15 protein-coding genes are annotated in these 17,912 nt (G+C 44.7%); 10 read left to right on the top strand and 5 right to left on the bottom strand.

Annotation, left to right across the window (positions count from 1 at the left end; genetic code table 11):
- Nucleotides 1-52 precede the first annotated feature (52 nt).
- A complete protein-coding gene (gene sufC / locus NFI81_RS26115; RefSeq protein WP_234615476.1) occupies nucleotides 53-811 on the bottom strand; it encodes a Fe-S cluster assembly ATPase SufC in 759 nt (252 codons plus the stop codon).
- Between the two features lie 259 nt (nucleotides 812-1,070).
- Between sufC and NFI81_RS26110 the strand changes: the two genes are divergently transcribed.
- Together NFI81_RS26110 and ctlX are read left to right on the top strand one after the other, a co-directional pair.
- Nucleotides 1,071-2,531: an arginine deiminase family protein gene (locus tag NFI81_RS26110; protein ID WP_234615477.1), complete on the top strand. Its 1,461-nt coding sequence runs from the start codon at nucleotides 1,071-1,073 to the stop codon at nucleotides 2,529-2,531.
- A 64-nt stretch (nucleotides 2,532-2,595) separates the two neighbouring features.
- A complete protein-coding gene (gene ctlX / locus NFI81_RS26105; protein ID WP_234615478.1) occupies nucleotides 2,596-3,552 on the top strand; it encodes a citrulline utilization hydrolase CtlX in 957 nt (318 codons plus the stop codon).
- A 70-nt stretch (nucleotides 3,553-3,622) separates the two neighbouring features.
- Here ctlX and NFI81_RS26100 read toward each other — a convergent pair whose 3' ends face one another.
- The gene (locus tag NFI81_RS26100) at nucleotides 3,623-4,081 is read right to left on the bottom strand and encodes a hypothetical protein (RefSeq protein ID WP_234615479.1); all 459 of its coding nucleotides are present in this window, start codon (nucleotides 4,079-4,081) and stop codon (nucleotides 3,623-3,625) included.
- Between the two features lie 243 nt (nucleotides 4,082-4,324).
- Between NFI81_RS26100 and NFI81_RS26095 the strand changes: the two genes are divergently transcribed.
- On the top strand, nucleotides 4,325-6,397 hold the full coding sequence (locus tag NFI81_RS26095) for a TonB-dependent receptor (RefSeq protein ID WP_234615480.1): 2,073 nt from the start codon (nucleotides 4,325-4,327) through the stop codon (nucleotides 6,395-6,397).
- Nucleotides 6,397-7,533 carry a radical SAM family heme chaperone HemW gene (gene hemW / locus NFI81_RS26090; RefSeq protein WP_234615481.1) on the top strand — a complete coding sequence of 379 codons (1,137 nt, stop codon included), beginning with the start codon at nucleotides 6,397-6,399 and terminating at the stop codon, nucleotides 7,531-7,533. The genes NFI81_RS26095 and hemW overlap by 1 nt, the downstream gene beginning before the upstream one ends.
- Before the next feature lie 46 nt (nucleotides 7,534-7,579).
- Here the strand turns inward: hemW and NFI81_RS26085 are convergent, their stop codons facing one another.
- Nucleotides 7,580-8,005, bottom strand: coding sequence for an OsmC family protein (locus tag NFI81_RS26085; RefSeq protein ID WP_234615482.1), 426 nt, complete (start codon nucleotides 8,003-8,005; stop codon nucleotides 7,580-7,582).
- 273 nt (nucleotides 8,006-8,278) lie between these two features.
- Here NFI81_RS26085 and NFI81_RS26080 point away from each other — a divergent pair, with 273 nt between their 5' ends.
- Complete coding sequence (locus NFI81_RS26080) at nucleotides 8,279-8,824, top strand: hypothetical protein (protein WP_234615483.1); 546 nt, start codon at nucleotides 8,279-8,281, stop codon at nucleotides 8,822-8,824.
- Nucleotides 8,825-8,907: 83 nt separating this feature from the next.
- On the top strand, nucleotides 8,908-9,528 hold the full coding sequence (locus NFI81_RS26075) for a DUF1684 domain-containing protein (RefSeq protein ID WP_234615484.1): 621 nt from the start codon (nucleotides 8,908-8,910) through the stop codon (nucleotides 9,526-9,528).
- Nucleotides 9,529-9,581: 53 nt separating this feature from the next.
- On the opposite strand, the gene NFI81_RS26070 is transcribed toward NFI81_RS26075, so the two are convergent.
- Nucleotides 9,582-10,133 (bottom strand): YcxB family protein, encoded by a 552-nt coding sequence (locus NFI81_RS26070; RefSeq protein ID WP_234615485.1) that lies wholly within the window; start codon nucleotides 10,131-10,133, stop codon nucleotides 9,582-9,584.
- 201 nt (nucleotides 10,134-10,334) lie between these two features.
- Between NFI81_RS26070 and NFI81_RS26065 the strand changes: the two genes are divergently transcribed.
- The 4 genes from NFI81_RS26065 to NFI81_RS26050 all read left to right on the top strand — a co-directional run bounded on the left by NFI81_RS26065 (nucleotide 10,335) and on the right by NFI81_RS26050 (nucleotide 14,825).
- Nucleotides 10,335-12,395, top strand: coding sequence for a BatA domain-containing protein (locus tag NFI81_RS26065; protein WP_234615486.1), 2,061 nt, complete (start codon nucleotides 10,335-10,337; stop codon nucleotides 12,393-12,395).
- Nucleotides 12,396-12,494: 99 nt separating this feature from the next.
- A complete protein-coding gene (locus NFI81_RS26060) occupies nucleotides 12,495-13,625 on the top strand; it encodes a 5-(carboxyamino)imidazole ribonucleotide synthase (RefSeq protein WP_234615487.1) in 1,131 nt (376 codons plus the stop codon).
- Between the two features lie 14 nt (nucleotides 13,626-13,639).
- The gene (gene purE / locus NFI81_RS26055; protein WP_234615488.1) at nucleotides 13,640-14,131 is read left to right on the top strand and encodes a 5-(carboxyamino)imidazole ribonucleotide mutase; all 492 of its coding nucleotides are present in this window, start codon (nucleotides 13,640-13,642) and stop codon (nucleotides 14,129-14,131) included.
- 58 nt (nucleotides 14,132-14,189) lie between these two features.
- Nucleotides 14,190-14,825 (top strand): LysM peptidoglycan-binding domain-containing protein, encoded by a 636-nt coding sequence (locus tag NFI81_RS26050; RefSeq protein ID WP_234615489.1) that lies wholly within the window; start codon nucleotides 14,190-14,192, stop codon nucleotides 14,823-14,825.
- Nucleotides 14,826-14,915: 90 nt separating this feature from the next.
- Here the strand turns inward: NFI81_RS26050 and NFI81_RS26045 are convergent, their stop codons facing one another.
- A complete protein-coding gene (locus NFI81_RS26045; RefSeq protein ID WP_234615490.1) occupies nucleotides 14,916-17,810 on the bottom strand; it encodes a TonB-dependent receptor in 2,895 nt (964 codons plus the stop codon).
- Nucleotides 17,811-17,912 lie beyond the last annotated feature (102 nt).

The following is a 17,912-nucleotide window of genomic DNA, read 5'->3' as shown; positions in this document are numbered from 1 at the left end:
AATATGGTACTTTAAATGTTAAGAATTTCAAGGTTTTAACCCTAATCTATTCTTAACCAACGGCTTCTACTTCGGCCTTGATCCAGTCGTATCCTTTCTCTTCCAGTTCCAGCGCAAGCTCCTTAGGACCGGATTTAACGATCCTGCCTTTGTATAGAACGTGAACATAATCGGGAACGATGTAATCCAACAGACGCTGATAGTGCGTTACCACAATCGTTGCACGTTCGGGCGAACGAAGGGAGTTAACGCCTTCTGCCACAATGCGTAATGCATCAATATCCAAACCAGAATCGGTTTCATCCAGGATCGCAAGTTTCGGTTCCAGCACTGCCATCTGGAAGATTTCATTGCGTTTTTTCTCCCCGCCCGAAAAGCCTTCGTTTAAAGCACGTTTCAACAATGAATCGTTCATACTAACCAGCTTCGCTTTTTCACGCACCATTTTCAGGAATTGTGCAGCGTCCAGCGGGTTTTCACCTCTATATTTACGAATTTCGTTAACAGCTGTTTTTAGAAAATTAATCGTAGTAACACCCGGAATTTCAACCGGATATTGGAATGCAAGAAAAATCCCTTCCGCTGCTCTTTCTTCGGGAGCCATATCCAGGATATCCTTCCCGTCAAAAACTACCGAGCCGCCAGTAACCTCATATTCCTCTCTTCCAGCCAGAACAGAGGCCAAAGTGCTCTTACCAGAACCATTAGGTCCCATAATCGCATGCACTTCACCTGATTTAACTTCCAGATTGATGCCTTTTAATATTTCTTTACCTTCAATTGAGGCACGCAAGTCATTAATAGAGAGCATAACTTATTTATACTTAAAAAAACAGTTCGTGGTAAATTTACCGCAAAAGTAACACGCTTTGGGCGTAAAAGAAAATGGCGGCAAATGTGTGCAGTTATAGGCTGCATATAATCTACAACCTTTTTAAAGGCGGCCTTGTTCCCCGGATTTGGATATTTATGATGTGAAAACCCTGCATGTTAGGACGTTGCCTGAGAGGCGGTTTTTAATTGGAAAAGAAACATTTACTTTGCGCACAACACACGTCAGCAAATCCCATATGCATACAAAAATTTTCGCCGGCACCACAATTCATGTTGCTTCCGAAACCGGAACATTAAAACGCCTGCTGATCCACAGTCCCGACCGCGGCCTGGGTAAAGTGGTGCCCAGCAAAGCACAAGACTGGCTTTTTGAAGATATTGTTCACCTGGACACCATGCGGCGGGGCGAATATGACTATTATGTCAAGCTCCTGCTCTACTTTCTTGATCCGGGAAAAATTAAAGGGAAACTGGCAGACATTGACAATGATCCTACCCGCTCCTTTTTCATTCCCGGTTCCGAAAATTACTTTTCTTCGGACTGTGTGGTGGACATTCAAAAACTGCTGGGGGAAATTCTGGAAAATAATGAAGTCCGCGTGAAGCTTACGGCCGCAATCTGTGGTATAGAAAGATGTTCGTATAACACGCAGGAAGAACTCAATCAATATGATCCGCATGAGCTTGCAAAAATCTTCATTTCGGGCTCGTACTCGGACAAACGAATGCTGTTTGCACCCCTGCCCAATCTGATTTTCATGCGGGACATTGGTATTGTGATCAATGATCACATCTTATTAAACAAACCGGCGAAAAATGCCCGGACGCGCGAATCGATCCTGGCGCAGTTTGTTTTCTTCTATCATCCGATGTTTGCTAAAATCAAGGATCGAATCATTGAAATACCTGAAAATGAGCGCCATTTCCTATTGCCGGACGACGAAAAAGCAAGTGATTATCACCGCTGTACACTCGAAGGCGGTGATGTGATGATGGTTGCGCCGAACCACCTGGTGATCGGTTGCAGCGAGCGGACTTCGCTATATGCTGCCCAGCAAGTGATGAAATTGTTGTTTGAAAAAGAGATTGTTACCAAAATCACCATTGTCAAAATCCCGAAAAAGCGGGATTATATGCACATTGACACCATCTTCACGCAGGTAAAAAAGAATGTCTGGGTGCTGCTGGGCTCGTTGGCCAGGTTGGGCGATGAGGCAAAAAAGCAGGATGTGCTGCACTTTTTCGGACCTCCGGATACCCACAAGGAATTCAGGATTTTACAATTTGTGAAAGGTGAAGAACGCAAACCGACAGAAATTGAAAACCTGGAAGATTTGCTAAGCTCCATCAGTATCAATGATTTGGGAGCTACGGAGCCCGTTAAATTCATCTATTCCGGCGATAACGAGTTTCCATATGGTGAGCGTGAGCAATGGACGGATTCATGCAACCTTTTAGCATTAAAAGATGGTGTCGTTGTAGGTTACGACCGCAATGACAAAACACTGGACGCATTCAGAAAACATGGTTATAATGTAATCAGTGCTAAGGACTTGATACAGAAACTTGAAGACGATGAGCTGTCCGTTGAAACATTAACAGACACATTTATCACCCTTCCATCCGCTGAGCTCTCCCGGGCGCGGGGCGGATCGCATTGCATGAGTATGCCCATTTTGCGCGTCGCTGCGCCGTAAAGTTTATATTGTATTCGCGGCGTTTCGGTTGTAAATTGCGTTAGACATTTTTCCAAAAACTCCTATGCGCGTTATCACTTCATCCGCCCAGATTCAGCCCCAATCAACCTCCCGGATCATGATGATCAGGCCGGTGCGATTTGGCTTCAATGCAGAAACCGCAGAAAGCAACGAGTTTCAGCAGCCATCGTTTGCGCTTAGCACGCACGAAACTGCCGGCGATTTGGCGAAGGAAGAATTTGACCTGATGATCGATCAGTTGAAAAAAGCGGGTGTGGATCTTCATGTTTTTGATGACAATGAAGACATTCTAAGGCCGGATGCCGTTTTTTCCAACAATTGGGTGTCTTTTCACCAAAGCGGGAAAGTTGTTCTATATCCTATGATGGCGGAAAACCGCCGCGCCGAGCGCCGGTTGGACATTATAGAGCGCTTAAAAGAAGATTTCAAAATTGAGGAAATTATTGACCTCAGTTATTTTGAAGAACAAGGTAAATTCCTGGAAGGAACCGGCAGCATGGTGCTGGACCGTCGCTATAAAATCGCTTATGCCTGCCTTTCACCGCGTACGCATCCCGAAGTTTTGGAAGCGTTTGCAGAGGCTTTGGGTTATGAGATCGTTGCTTTTTCGGCTTCGGATGAAAATGGCAAGCCCGTTTACCACACCAATGTGATCATGTGTGTCGGGGATGTTTTCGCTGTGGTTTGCCTGGAAGCAATCAAAGATCCCGACGAGCGCCAGATGGTCCGGGCTGCACTGGAAGAAACCAAGAAATACATTGTTGAAATAACATTTGACCAGGTGCGGCATTTTGCAGGCAATATGCTGATGGTGCGTAACAACAAATCTGACAAGTTCCTCGTCATGTCCACCCAAGCCTATGACTCTTTAACCAGCCACCAACGGCAAGCGCTAACTGATTATGCCCGCATTTTGCATACGGACCTGGGTGTGATTGAAGGAAATGGCGGAGGGTCTGCCCGATGCATGATGACGGAAATTCACCTTCCCCGAAAGTAATTCCGTTACAAAACAAAAATGCTCCTCAATTGGGAGCATTTTTGTAATTCGTAACCCTTATAAAAAACAATTAATCCCTAATATCGGCTTTCGCTTTTGCGATCTTTTCCTTGGTTTCTGCTTTGAATGAATCCCACTTATCGGCGGTTTCATCTTGAACATTCTTCCAGGAAGCCTTCAGATCTTCTTTCTCCTCAGTTAATTCTTTTTTGCGGTCTCTCCACTTCGCTTTTTCCTTGTCAGTGGCCTTTTCCATTTTGGCGTCCGCATCTTCTATCTTTTTGTCGAGTTTTGCAACAGCCTCATCGATATCCGCTTTCAATGATTCCTTATCCTCTTTCACTTTCGCCTCAAAATCATCGCCTGCTTCTTTAATATCCGATTTCGCTTCTGATACATTATCATCCATATCTTCTTTTGCCTCTTCAACGGTCTCGTTAGCAGAGTCTTTTGTTTTTTCGGAGCAGCTTGTTAGGCTCAGCATGCCCATGGTCAGCATTGTGGCAACCATTAGAGTGATCTTTTTCATAACTGGGTGTTTAATTTTAAATCTTTTTTAATCAATGGTGGTTTGTCATTCTAAAACATATTCTACAAAAACCTTACCAGACCACTATACGCGTCCACGCATTTGGTTTGTAGAAAATTATGCTCATTCGGTGTTGCTAACCTGAACTTGATATTAGCGTAAAAGGTTATGGGTGGTATATCACTTGCTGGTATTCCTTTTAATACTAAGCTTTGTATTTTATTGATAGCCATCTCAACCTTTATGCGCAAATTTTACATTCCCAGCCTTTTATTATCGATATCAATTTTTGTTAATCCGGGAAAAACCGCAGCGCAAAGTGATACACTGAAAGTCCGTGAACTGGAAGAAGTTACTGTGAATGCTTTCGAATCAAAAACGGACCCGCTTACCACCACAGCAACGGTCGGACTGATCACGTCACGATCCCTGGAAAGGTTTCCGACTAACACCTGGGCTAATGCAGTAAATACAATTCCCGGCGTTAAAATGGAAGAGCGCTCACCAGGAAGTTACCGTTTCTCCGTCCGCGGAAGCCTCATCCGCTCGCCGTTCGGGGTGCGTAATGTCAAGTTTTACTGGAATGGGATCCCTTTCACGGATGCGAGCGGAAACACGCCGCTGAATTCGCTGGATTATGGGGCTGTTCAAAATATGGAGGTGATCAAAGGCCCGGGAAGCAGCATTTACGGAGCAGGAACGGGCGGGGTTGTATTGCTGCAAAGCCAGCAAGACAATGATTTCACCAACCGCTTCGAGCAAAGTGTGAGTTTTGGTAAATATGGTTTTCAAAGCAGAAATTCGACAATCCAGGTTGGTGACATTTCTGTACAATATGGCCATAGCGAGCAGGACGGATATCGAAACCACAGCAATATGGTAAGGGATGCGATCCGCTTCACTTCTTCCTCGAAATTGGGTGAGCGAAGCACATTATCCATTCTCGGCATGTATTCGGACTTGAAATATGAAACGCCGGGCGGCATTAACCTGGCACAATATCAAAACAACCCGAAACTGGCCAGACAATCTACCCCGACGGTGCCGGGGAGCGAGGCGCAGCAGGCTGCTATTTACACTAAACTAGCATTAATAGGAGGCAATTACACATTGCAGCTCTCGGATAGCTGGACGCAGTCTAATGCTTTGTATCTCACATTTACAGATTTTGCCAATCCGTTTATTTCAAACTATGAAAAACGCGATGAGAATGGCATTGGCGGCAGGAATATCTGGCAAAACCGCTCACAGATCGGCAATGTGAAAACAAGCTGGACAACCGGATTCGAATGGCAATATGGCAAATCAGCGCAGCGCAACTATGACAACATTGGCGGCAAGCCGGACAAGCAACAGACCGTGGAAGACATTCGCACCACGAGCCTTTCCGTTTTCAGCCAGTTGGAAGCAGTTGTATTTACAGACCTTACATTAAGTGTCGGCGCTAGTTACAATACATTTAAATACAAGTACGAACGGTTTTTCGCATTGCCATATAGCAAAGAGGAGCGCAAATTTGACGGCATATTTGTTCCAAGATTTGCGGCAAATAAGGTTATAGCGAAGAACTGGGCGGTTGTGGCGTCATACAGTGGCGGTTACTCCCCTCCTACATTGCAGGAAGTGCGGCCGTCTGCCGGTGGCTTCCGCAGGGATTTGGAAGCAGAAAAAGGCATGAATACGGAATTTGGAATCAGGAAAACCGGCAAAGTGATCACCGGGGAAATTAGTTTATATCATTTTGGATTGCGTGAAACCATTGTTCGACGCACGAATGAAGCAGGCGCCGAGTTTTTTATCAATGCAGGTAAAACACGCCAGAATGGATTGGAATGGACCATTGCTTATGACATCTTATCTGACCCTAAACTTCCGGTCATGCTTAAATTGTGGAATACAGGCACCGCAACAAAATATACTTTCGAAAGTTTTCAGCAAGCAGACGTGGATTTGAGTGGCAAAAGAATTCCTGGCATCCCTAAATTTTCACAAACATCTGGCGTAGACGCCCTTTTCAGATATGGCTTTGCTGCGTTCGTTACTTACCAGCACGGAAGCTCATTTTATTTGAACGATGCCAACACGGTTGAAAACACACCTTATAATCAATGGATTGCACGTGTAAGCTGGAAGAAAAGCTGGGGACAACATTTTTACAGCGAACTGTCGGCATCCGCCGAAAAAGTGAACGCTGGCATTTACAGTCTTGGTTATGACCTGAATGCATTTGGTAACCGTTACTACAATGGGGCACCGAAAGACAATTTGTGGGCTGGTGTCAAGATCGGCTGGGAGTGGCAGAAAAATTCCAAATAATGCATTTATACCTTCATATTCCCTTTTGCAGACAGGCTTGCCATTATTGCGACTTTCATTTCAGCACGAATACGTCCAACAAACGCGCTGTCGTTGAGGCGATTGCCAATGAGATCATCCTAAGGAAAGATTACCTGCCCAAAGCGGATATTGAAACCATTTATTTCGGCGGCGGCACGCCTTCGTTGCTGGACGAAGAGGAATTGCATCTGTTGCTTAATACGATCAATCGACATTTTACAGTCGCTTCTAACGCAGAAATAACGCTTGAAGCCAATCCTGACGATCTGCAAAGGGAGAAGTTGCAGCAATTTTACAATGCAGGGATAAACAGGCTGAGTATTGGCATACAATCCTTTCACGAACCACATTTGAAATTCCTGAACAGGATTCATTCCGCTCACGAAGGAGAACATTGCGTGAGAACTGCACAGGAAATTGGCATCAAGAACATTTCCATCGATCTCATTTATGCAATTCCTGCCCCCGATCACGGCATTTTATTGCAGGATATGCAAAAAGCATTTTCGCTGGACATTGCGCACATTTCTGCTTATTGTCTCACCATCGAGCCGCAAACTGCATTTGGAAGCTGGCTTAAAAAGAAGAAGATCCAGCCTATTGACGAAGAATATGCGGCGCAGCAATTTGAAATGCTCGTGAAAACATTGGCTGAAAATGGTTATGAACAATACGAGATCTCGAATTTTGCCAGAAACGGCCATTACAGCATGCATAACAGCTCGTATTGGAAACAAAGGCCGTATTTAGGTGTTGGCCCGAGTGCGCATTCGTACAATGGCGTCAGCCGGGAATACAATGTTTCCAACAACGCCCGTTATCTTGAAGCCATTCAAAATCAGATCATTCCTGCAACTTTGGAAACGCTATCCCCAGCGGATCAGACCAATGAATATTTGCTAACCGGCCTTCGCACGAAATGGGGCGTGAATAAAGAAAAACTGGAAATGTTGTCTGGAAGATCCTTTCTTTCAACGCATCATGCAGACCTTGAAAAAATGACTGAGAAGAACTGGATCAGGGAAGATGCGGATAACTGGTATCTGACTGACTCGGGGAAGCTTTTTGCGGACAGAATATCCAGCGACCTTTTTATAGATGGAGAATTAAATTAGTTACCGGGCTGGTAATCTTGATGCCCGGTAACCAGATCAGACATGGTTATTCTGAAACCAATTCTGCATTCAATGTAATTTCCGCATTCAGCAATTGGGAAATCGGGCATTCTTTTTTCGCCTTATCTGCAATTTGCGCAAATTGATCTGTATCAACGCCTGGAACTTTTGCTTTCAAGTCAATCGCACTTTTTGTAACCTGTCCTTTTGCAGGATCCAATGTTACAGTTGCAGTTGCATTCAGTTCGTCTGCTGTAAAACCAGCGGCATTGAGCTCAAAGCTAAGTTTCATAGCAAAACAGCTTGCGTGAGCGGCTGCGATCAGCTCCTCAGGATTGGTTCCTTTGCCCTCAGCGAAACGGGTGTTGAACGAATATTGGGTATTCTCCAACACAGTACTTTGCGTGCTTACGGTCCCTGTTCCTTCTTTACCGGTTCCTTTCCAAACGGCTGTTGCTTTACGGTTAATCATATCAAATGTGTTTTAGAGTTAAATTTAAATCCATCTTAATTGGATCGTTTCAACGAAAAGTAACAAGCATCGCTGATTTACGCAAATTATTAAATTAATATACCGCGCAATAAATGGCCTCTTTTCCATGTTCCAGACTATGCGCATTCTTTATCCGCCACCAGCTCTTTTAGTTAAGGATTGTTAATGGCTGATCGGGGATTAAACTTTATTATTGCGCTGCAATCTAAAAACCATATTACAAAACCATAATTCAACTTAATCTATTAAATCATGAAAAAGATAATAATGCCTCTCCTGCTGGCCGTAATTGTTGCATTCCAGGGTTGCAAAGGGCCCGAAGGACCACAAGGACCGCAGGGTGACGCGCTGGTGGGAACCACGTTCGATCTGGTGGGTGTGGACTTTCTTGCCGCAGATGATTTTCAGTATGGCCTCACGTTCGCGGATGCAAAGCTTGGTGTAGACGTGCTTGAATCGGATGCCGTGCTGGTGTATATTAACTGGGGAACAGAAGATGTGAACGGAACAACATTGAAAACATACAGACTGCTTCCACAGACTGCATTTCTTGACAACGGCATCCTAACTTATAATACAGACCGCACGGCTCAGGATTTTTCGATCTTCCTGGACGGAACTGTTAATCTGAACACTGTAATCGCAGATTACACCAGGGATCAGGATTTTCGCGTAGTGATTATCCCTGCCGATTTTGCCGCACGCACAGCCGGACAAGTGGATTACAGCGACTATAATGCGGTTGTAAAAGCTTATAACATCGACGAGTCGAAAATCAAAGTTGTTAAAGCTAATTAGGCACAGTATTTTAAGTGTCTAGGCTTTCTGGATATTTTTTAATAAAATCCGGTAATTTTTTACCGGATTTACTTTTACCAAGTATGAAAAGCGTTTTAAACACACTCGGGTTATTGCTGATTACAGTTTCACTGGCTGGTGCGCAGGATTTTAAGAAGGAGACTGATAAATACAGAAAAAAATACAAAGATGAATTTCTGAGTTCAGCTAACTCCCCCTTAAAACAAGCCGATTTACCGTTTTTACAATTCTATGAGCCCGATTCAACTTACCGGGTTGTGGCAAAGTTTGAAAAAAGCCGGGGTCAATCTTTTGAAATGCCCACCTATAGCGGTGTAAATAAGACTTATGTCAAATATGGCAGAGTTAAATTTCGCATCAACGGGAGAAAACAGACATTAACCGTTTACAGAAGTCTGAGTTTACAGCAACTTGCGAAGTATAAAGATTATCTTTTTATTCCCTTTAAAGACAAAACAAATGGTGACGAGTCATATGGCGGAGGACGCTATCTGGATCTCAAAACCACTGATATAAAAGACGGCGAACTGGTGCTGGACTTCAACAAGGCATATAATCCCTACTGTGCTTACAGTGATGGCTATAATTGCCCTATCCCACCGGCGCCCAATCATTTGCCCATTGCGATCACGGCCGGAGAAAAGAAATTCGGTAAGGACCACCAGCAGGCGCAATTGAAATAGCACAAAAAAATCCCGATCTGTTCAGACCGGGATTTTTCATTTTTGTCAGAATATTACGCTTTCAAAAATTCTTTTTGCTTCATGATTCGCTCAAAAACCTTGATATCGTGTTCAGAAGTAAAAATGCTGAAAGGCAGATATAAAAACTGGCCTTTTGAAATGACCAGCACATAAGCATCCTTATCCTTGTAAGCGTCTAATATCTGCTCCCATTTCATCACACTGCCCTCTTTCTGGTTCAATTTCATCAGGATCTGACGATTATCGATTTCGTAAGCGAACTTCTCAAACATCGGCTTGTATTGGGCAAGCTGCGTAATGCCTGTAAACTGGACCAGCCAAAACAGCACATATAGCAACGCGCCGACAAATACCGTAATGTAAATCCACAAATTTGGATAAACGCCAGTGAGGTTCAGAACGGCATTGATCAGGATCAGCGCCAATGGTATCAATCCCCATTTCATCTGCGTTTTAAAAAAGTGACGCATAGCAAGGGCAATGTATTTTTTAGTGGGTAAAGCGTATCTTTTTGTACGAACCGCAGCCGGGTTCGTAGGCATCTGATAGACGGGCTGGTGTTTATTCACCGAAACTTTGGCCATAATTCAGTTTAAATTAACAAATCTGTAAATCCCTGCGCGCATTGTGAAAGTCACTTTGCTGTCGGAAAACGAAGTGCAAAGTTAGAAAAAAGCTGCCTACATATCAGAAAGCTGTTGAAATAAAAAAGTGTTATGAGATTTTAGTGTAATTTGTCTTTCTTAACTGCGTTGAACATGAAACACGAAAATATTCATAACTAAATGGGTTTCCTTTTTCCATCATTTTTGTGGGGTCTTCTGGCTGTTTCGGTTCCAATTGCGATTCATATATTTAATTTCCGTCGTACCAAAAAAGTCTATTTTACCAACGTCGCATTTTTAAAAGCCGTAGAAACAAAAACGCGGTCGGTAAGGCAGGTTAAACATTGGCTGGTGCTAGCGGCGCGCGTTTTGGCGATCATCTGCCTTGCGCTGGCATTCGCTCAGCCGTTTTTACCTGCAAAAAACAATTTCGCCGTAGACCGGAAAGGCATTACCAGCTTATACCTGGATAACTCGCTGAGCATGGAAAGCGAGCTCAACAACAAACGCTATCTTGATATTGCAACCGCGCGTTTGAGCGAATTATTGGGACTTTTCAGAAACGCAACTTCCCTTCAACTCGTTACCAATGATTTTTCGGCCCAGGAACAGGGCTTATATGCTTCGGAAAAATTACGCGATAGGCTGACAACCATTGGTTTATCAAATACACCGCGCACATTTGAGCAGGTTTATAAAAGACAGGAGAACCTCATGGCCCGGCATCAGCATCCGGGTAAAAATCAGCTTTTCTGGTTTTCAGATTTTCAAAAAAGCACTTCCGGAAATCTCTCCGGGCTTAAAACAGATACGACCAATCAACTTTTCCTGGTGCCCGTTCAGGCTGCTGCGGAGAAGAATGTTTTCGTAGATTCCGCATGGCTCAACACACCTTTTATCCGTGAGTTGCAGAATAACATTCTCTTCGTAAAAGTCAGCAATTCCGGCTCCGAAGCAGCCCGGAATGTTGTTTTGAAGCTGAATCTCGACAATACGCAAGCTTCAACAGCCTCCGTGAATGTGCCTGCGAACGGCAGCGCGACAGCGAAATTCAATTTTAATCTGAAAGGGAAAGGCTACAAAAAAGGACAGATTACATTTGACGATTTCCCCGTAACATTCGATAACAATTATTATTTCGTCCTCAATGCTTCACCATTGATTCGCGTGCTGCACATTTATGGGCAAAAGTCAACGGGGAATTACATTGAAAATGTCTATGCCAATGACAGCCTGTTTTCGCTCCAAAGTTACAGTGCCAATAATGTTGACCCGGGTTTGATAAAAAAAACTGATTTGGTTGTTTTAGAGGGTGTTACAGCACTTTCTGGTTCTTTACCGCAGGATTTGCAGGAGCTCATTCGGAACGGCGGCAGCATAACGGTGATCCCACCAGCCGCTCCCAACACCGAAAGTTATAACGGCTTCCTTGCGCGGCTTGGCGTTAATGGTCTCGCTGCCACACAGAATGGCGATCCCGCGCCAGTTGCGTTTGCTGCGCCGGATCGCAACAATCCGTTTTTCAGCGATGTTTTTGAAGAATCTGTGCGGCAGGAGTTGAATCTGAATTTGCCCTCCGCTTCACCCGTTTGGAGCTGGGCAAACGCCGGGCAAATGGTGCTGGCATTGCGTAACGGCCAGACTTATCTGAACCAGGTTACATCTGGCACAGGGAAGCTCTATCTCTTCGCAGCGCCATTAAATCCTGAATACGGAAACATTGCCCAGCATGCTATTTTCGTGCCGATCATGTACAAAATCGCCGCATCCAGCGTGCGCGCGCAACGCACTTCTTTCAAGTTTGACGAGAATCCGATTAGTCTGAATGTGGAAAAGGCGCAACCCAACACCGTTTATAAATTAAGAAGAAATAAAACGGAGGTCATTCCAGTGCAACGCATCGCCGGAAACCAGCTTTTACTGGAAATCCCGCAAGGTGATCAGCTGGGCGAAGGGCTGGATGCTGGTTATTTTGAATTACTAAAAGACAACAAAGTAGAGCAGATCATCGCATTGAATCACAACAACGCAGAATCAAAACTGCAATACTATTCCCCCGACGAGCTCAGGACCATTTTCGCAGGCCAAAAGAACATCCAAGTTTTCGACCGCATCGACGACGACGCGTTCTCAACAGCATTCCAGCAACAAAACATGGGAACCAACCTCTGGAAATATTTCCTATACGCCGCCCTTTTCTTCCTGCTGGTGGAGATCGCCTTGATCAGGTTTTTGAAATGATAAGACAATAGGAAGCAGAATTCTCACCAAAACATCCCCGTTCAGTTTTATGTTAGCGGTTTTTACACCAATTTTGTGTGACACTACCGAAACTTTTAAATGCTTTCATCGCGAATAGGAATTCTTGGCGGCGGCCAACTAGGACTTATGCTTTTGCAAGCCGCTGTGGACTGGAATCTGGACATCCATGTCCTTGACCCCGACGCAGAGGCTCCATGCAGACAAATTGCCCCTCACTTCCAACAAGGCTCTTTACAGGATTATGACACGGTTTATAATTTCGGTAAAGACCTGGATGTGATCACAATAGAAATCGAAAAAGTGAATGTTAATGCGTTAGAGGCGCTGGAAAAGGAAGGAAAAAAGATCTTCCCGCAACCATCTGTAATCCGCCAGATCCAGGATAAACGGGTTCAGAAGCAGTTTTACAAAGAAAATAACCTCCCTACCGCGGACTTTATTTTAACAGAAAACCGGGAAGACGTTTATAAAAACGCCTCCTTTTTACCAGCATTTCATAAGCTGGGAAAAGACGGTTACGACGGCCGCGGCGTGCAGCGGTTAACTTCCGAAGCAGACATTGAAAAGGCTTTCGAGCAGCCCGGACTATTGGAAAAAGCAGTGCCTTTCGAAAAGGAACTGGCCGTGATTGTAGCGCGGAATGTGAAGGGCGAAATTACAACGTTCCCAACCGTGGAAATGGTTTTTCATCCCGAATTAAACCTTGTGGAATATCTTTTTGCTCCCGCAGAAATTGAAAAATCGGTTGAAGAAAGAGCGCAGGAAATAGCAAAACAAACCGCGGAAGCTTTCCAGATCGTCGGTCTTCTGGCGGTGGAGCTTTTTATGACAGCGGACGGCGAAATCCTCATTAACGAAGTGGCACCACGACCGCATAACAGCGGGCACCACACCATACGTGCCAATGCAACTTCCCAATACGAGCAGCACTGGCGGGCCATTCTGGATTTGCCGCTTGGCAGCACGCACGCTTACGGACCATCTGCTATGGTGAATTTGCTGGGTGAAGAAGGCTACGAGGGCCCGGCTATTTATGAAGGAATGGAGAAATTGTTGGCTACTGAACAGGTTTTCCCGTTCCTTTACTGGAAGGCCATTACAAAATCATTCAGAAAAATGGGCCACATTACCATTATGGATGCCGATATCGCGTCTTTAAAGAGAAAGGTTGATTTTGTTAAGCAGAATATTAGAGTAATCAGTAAGTAATCTTCGTTATAGTAATGGTTGGAATCATAATGGGAAGCCTGTCGGACCGGAAAATCATGCAGCAAGCAGCTGACGCACTTTCCGAGCTTGGGATCGACTTCGAAATGGAGATCGTTTCCGCACACCGGACTCCCGAACGCATGCTGGAATATGCCTCAACGGCCAGAAGCCGCGGATTACAGGTCATCATCGCCGGCGCGGGCGGCGCGGCGCATTTGCCGGGAATGGTTGCTTCACTCACTTCCTTGCCCGTTATAGGCGTTCCCGTTCTTTCAAGTAATTCGATAGATGGCTGGGATTCGGTGCTGTCCATTTTGCAAATGCCATCGGGCGTTCCGGTTGCAACGGTTGCATTGGATGGTGCCAGAAATGCCGGAATATTGGCTGCGCAGATTATTGGAGCCAGCAATCAGGAAGTTGGAAAACGGCTCGATTTGTTCAAAGAAGGCTTAAAAGAAAAAGTTGCGGTGATGAATCAGGAATTGAGAAATCACCTTGGAAGTTAGAAGGTCTTTAGTATTTTCGTAAAATTAATTTGCACCACAAAACATCGAATAACCGGCTATGGAAGACGAATTCCCTAAAAAAAGAAATGTCCGTCCGACCGAAAAGTCCAACCTCCCTATTGTTACGCTTCTGGTGTTGGTTCTTTTGGTATTAGCAATGTTGTACGTGGGGTATGAATACATTTCAGACAGTTCTTCCAACTCCGAGGAGCTTACCTCGGTTGTTGTAGATTCGACATTGGATGAACAAAGTGTCGGCGAGCCGATCACAGATGAACCTGCCGAAGCGCTGGAAACTACACCTGCTGAGAAAACAGCTGAACCGGCAAAAGAAAAACCAAAAGAGGCCGAAAAAGAAACAACTCCCGCTATTTCGGCATCCTCCGTGGGTGGAGAACAAATTACACATACAGTAAAAAGCGGTGAAAGCTTTTCGACTATTGCATCCCGCTACAATTTAAAAACGGAAACATTAAAGGGCTTGAATTCGTCCAGTCCTGAATTAAAGTCTGATGTTACGAAACTTAAAATACAGGTTCAGGCGGTGCATACGGTTGGTCCGGGTGATGTTTTGAGGGTTGTTGCAGGCAAATATGGTATTACCAAAGAAGCGCTCATGAAAGCGAATGGCAGAACAAGGGATTTCTCCGAAAGAGGTGAAAAACTGATCATTCCTTTTCCTTCCAAAAAATAGATTTTCAAATATCATTATAAGAAAAGCCCGGAACGAATGCTCGCTCCGGGCTTTTCTTTGTACTGAAATGTTCGATTCAGGATTGGTTGCTTAGTTAAAACCGCCACGGTCCCCTCTGCCTCCTCTTCCACCACCAGGCATATCACCCCCTTCAAAATCTCTGCGGCGGTTGTTTTCAGGAGCTGGTGCTTTTCCAAAATTTCTCAATGTGTAAGTGAATGTCAGCATTGCATATTGTGTCAACACGCGGTTGGTAACGTCCTGCACGTAAGTTTCTGTTACGTTTCTGGTAATGCTGTTGTTTTGTTTTAGTATATCAAAAACAGTCAGTTTCAATTCACCCGCATTGTTTTTCAGGAATTTTTTCCCTACGCTCGCATTCCACAAGGTGAAATTTTGGTTATAACCTTCTCCCAAGCCCCGGTAAGACTGGTTGCTAATGTCGCTTTGCACCACAAATCCTTTTCCAAAAATCCAGTTGACACGTCCTGTGATTCCCTGCGTATAATAATTATTGTTCAAATTCGGCTGGATCGTATTGCGGACCATATTGTAATTTCCTGAATAAGACACCGTAAAATCAAGGTTCTCGCTCACATTACTGCTGATAACCAGACCTTGTGAAACTGCGTAAGTGTTGGAAAAATTGGAAGTGTTGTTGATCAAACCCGGCGAACGAACGTAATTGAAGCCCGTGGTCAGGTTCACATTCAGTTTCAGCGGCGCAACCGGTTTTCCATAGGCCAGGAAAGTTCTTGCATTCCAGCTTCCATCCACATTCACAGGCTTCGTAAATTTGGCACCGCGTTCCAAAATAATCCCGTTAGCCACTTCGGTTGGCTCCTGCGCAATCAATGTTGAATTAACGATCGCATTGTTGGTCTGTGTTACAAAAATCATTGCATTCAAACTGTAAGGTCTTTCTGCACCAGCAAGCGAATAACGAACGTTGAATATATTGCGATATTCCTGTTTCAAATCCGGGTTACCGGCGGTCAATGCCAATGGATTGCTGTTGTCGATCACATTTTGTAGTTGTGAGATAGACGGCTGATTTGTCGAGCTTCGGAAAAATGTGCGGAACTGCGTGCCGGCTTTGGATCTGTAACTCAACATGAAATTCGGCAGCAGATTGGTAAATGACTGATCTACTTTGGCATTAATCGGCGCCAATTGCTGGCTGTACAGCCCCGTGTTCTGAAAATCCAAGCCGAAATTTGCAGACCAGCTATTTTTGCGGTAACGATATCCTATTCCCGCACGATTGGTCACATAACGATTGTCAAAAGTGTTGGAAAGCAACGAATCCAGGTCTGAGTAAGTGTTTTCATCAAAACTCATGTTGTAAGTTTCCTTTTTGGAATCGCTGTTGCTCACCGTAAGGCCGTAGTTGAACTGTAACTGGCTGTTTTTTCCAATTGGTTCGGTATAAATTAGGTTTCCGCCCAATGTAAGACCGTTGGAATATGTAAAGCTTTGCTGATCAAGCGTATCACCTCTCGCGGCCAGGCCCAGACTGTCAAAATACATGGTTCTGGAATAGAGGTTACCAATTCCGTTACGATCATTCAGCTGCGTGTTCAAATTTACCGATAATGTCCGGCCTTTCTTTTCAAATGAATGACGGAACAAAACGTCGTTATTGAAGTTGTAAGCATTGGTTGCATTGCGTTGATTGTTATCCAGGCTGTTGATACGCAGGCCATTGCCTGATGTATTGAGCCCTACTTTTGTACTTACCGAATTGTTGTCCTGAAAGCTCAGTCGCGGTGTAATGATCAGCGAGTTGTTTTTATTGATGTTGTATTCTATTCGGAAATTCAGTCTGTGATTCGCGTTGGTGTTATTGGTGCGGCTATTTTCATTATAAATCTGATCCGTTGAATCCGTATCCCCTGGTAAAATGAAGCGCTGCTGCATGCTCTGCAAATTGCTGTTGCCCGTGCGGTTGAAAAAATAACTGCCGGTAACATCCACTTTTTTTCCAAACTTATTGGCATAATTTAATCCGAAGGAGTTAGTCCCCGTAATCCCGCTTTGGTTACCAACCAGGAAGTTACCAGCCGAACCGCCACCGCCCGAGCCACCTCTTCCGCCGCCGCCGCCTCCGCCGGAAACACCGATGAGATCCTGGCTTGAAAAATTCTGCATGTTAATGTTATTGCTCAACCCGATCACGGATATACGCTGATTATCTTTGAAAAAACTCACATTTCCACCGGCCTGATAACGGTTATCCAATCCATAACCAGCGAACACTTTACCAAACTGGCCCATTTTGCGATCCGCTTTGGTTACAATGTTGATTGTTTTCTGTCCGTTACCATCGTCAAAGCCTGTGAATTGCGCCTGATCGCTCAGTTTGTCAAAGACTTCTATTTTGTCTACAATTTCGGCAGGAAGTGATTTCAATGTCAATGCGGCATCTTCACCGAAGAACGGCTTACCGTCCACCAAAACCCTGTTAACTGTCTCTCCGTGAGCCGTCACTGTTCCATTCGTAACCGTAATGCCAGGCATTTTTTGGATCAAATCCTCAGAAGTTGCGTCCGGATTCGTTTTAAATGCGGCCGCATTGAATTGGGTCGTATCGCCCTTCTGCTCCATAGCGGTAACCTGGCCTACGACTTTAATTTCTTTCAGGTTCGCAACCGCTTCGCTTAGTTGAAATGTTCCAACATCTTGATTGTCATCTTGTAACGTAATCGTGCGGGAAGCGTCTTTATAACTCAGATAGGAAACCTTAACCAGGTAAACAGCTTGTTTTGAAAGACCATTGAAGGAAAATTTGCCATCTATATCGGTCGTCACATACTCGGGCTTCGCATCCGGTGTGTTCCTGCTCACCGCCACATAAGCGCCTATGACCGGTTCGTTGGTCACGCTGTCTTTCACCACGCCGGTGATCCGGCCGGTCTGGTCTTGTGCGAATGCTGAAAAGGACAATAATATCAGCAGTGAGAATAGGGATGCGAGTCTGTTCATGGTTTCTGTAAAGGTTTATTGCAGTTTAGAGCATCCTTTTTGATTATAGTTTAATCCCGCTCAGCAATAAACCTCTACAATCGATAAAACCACCGCACTTAT

Source organism: Dyadobacter fanqingshengii (assembly GCF_023822005.2).
In the GTDB taxonomy this organism is placed as follows: Bacteria; Bacteroidota; Bacteroidia; order Cytophagales; family Spirosomataceae; genus Dyadobacter; species Dyadobacter fanqingshengii.
The sequence above is the reverse complement of the archived record's forward strand: the minus strand, read 5'-3'. Positions and strand labels throughout refer to the sequence as shown.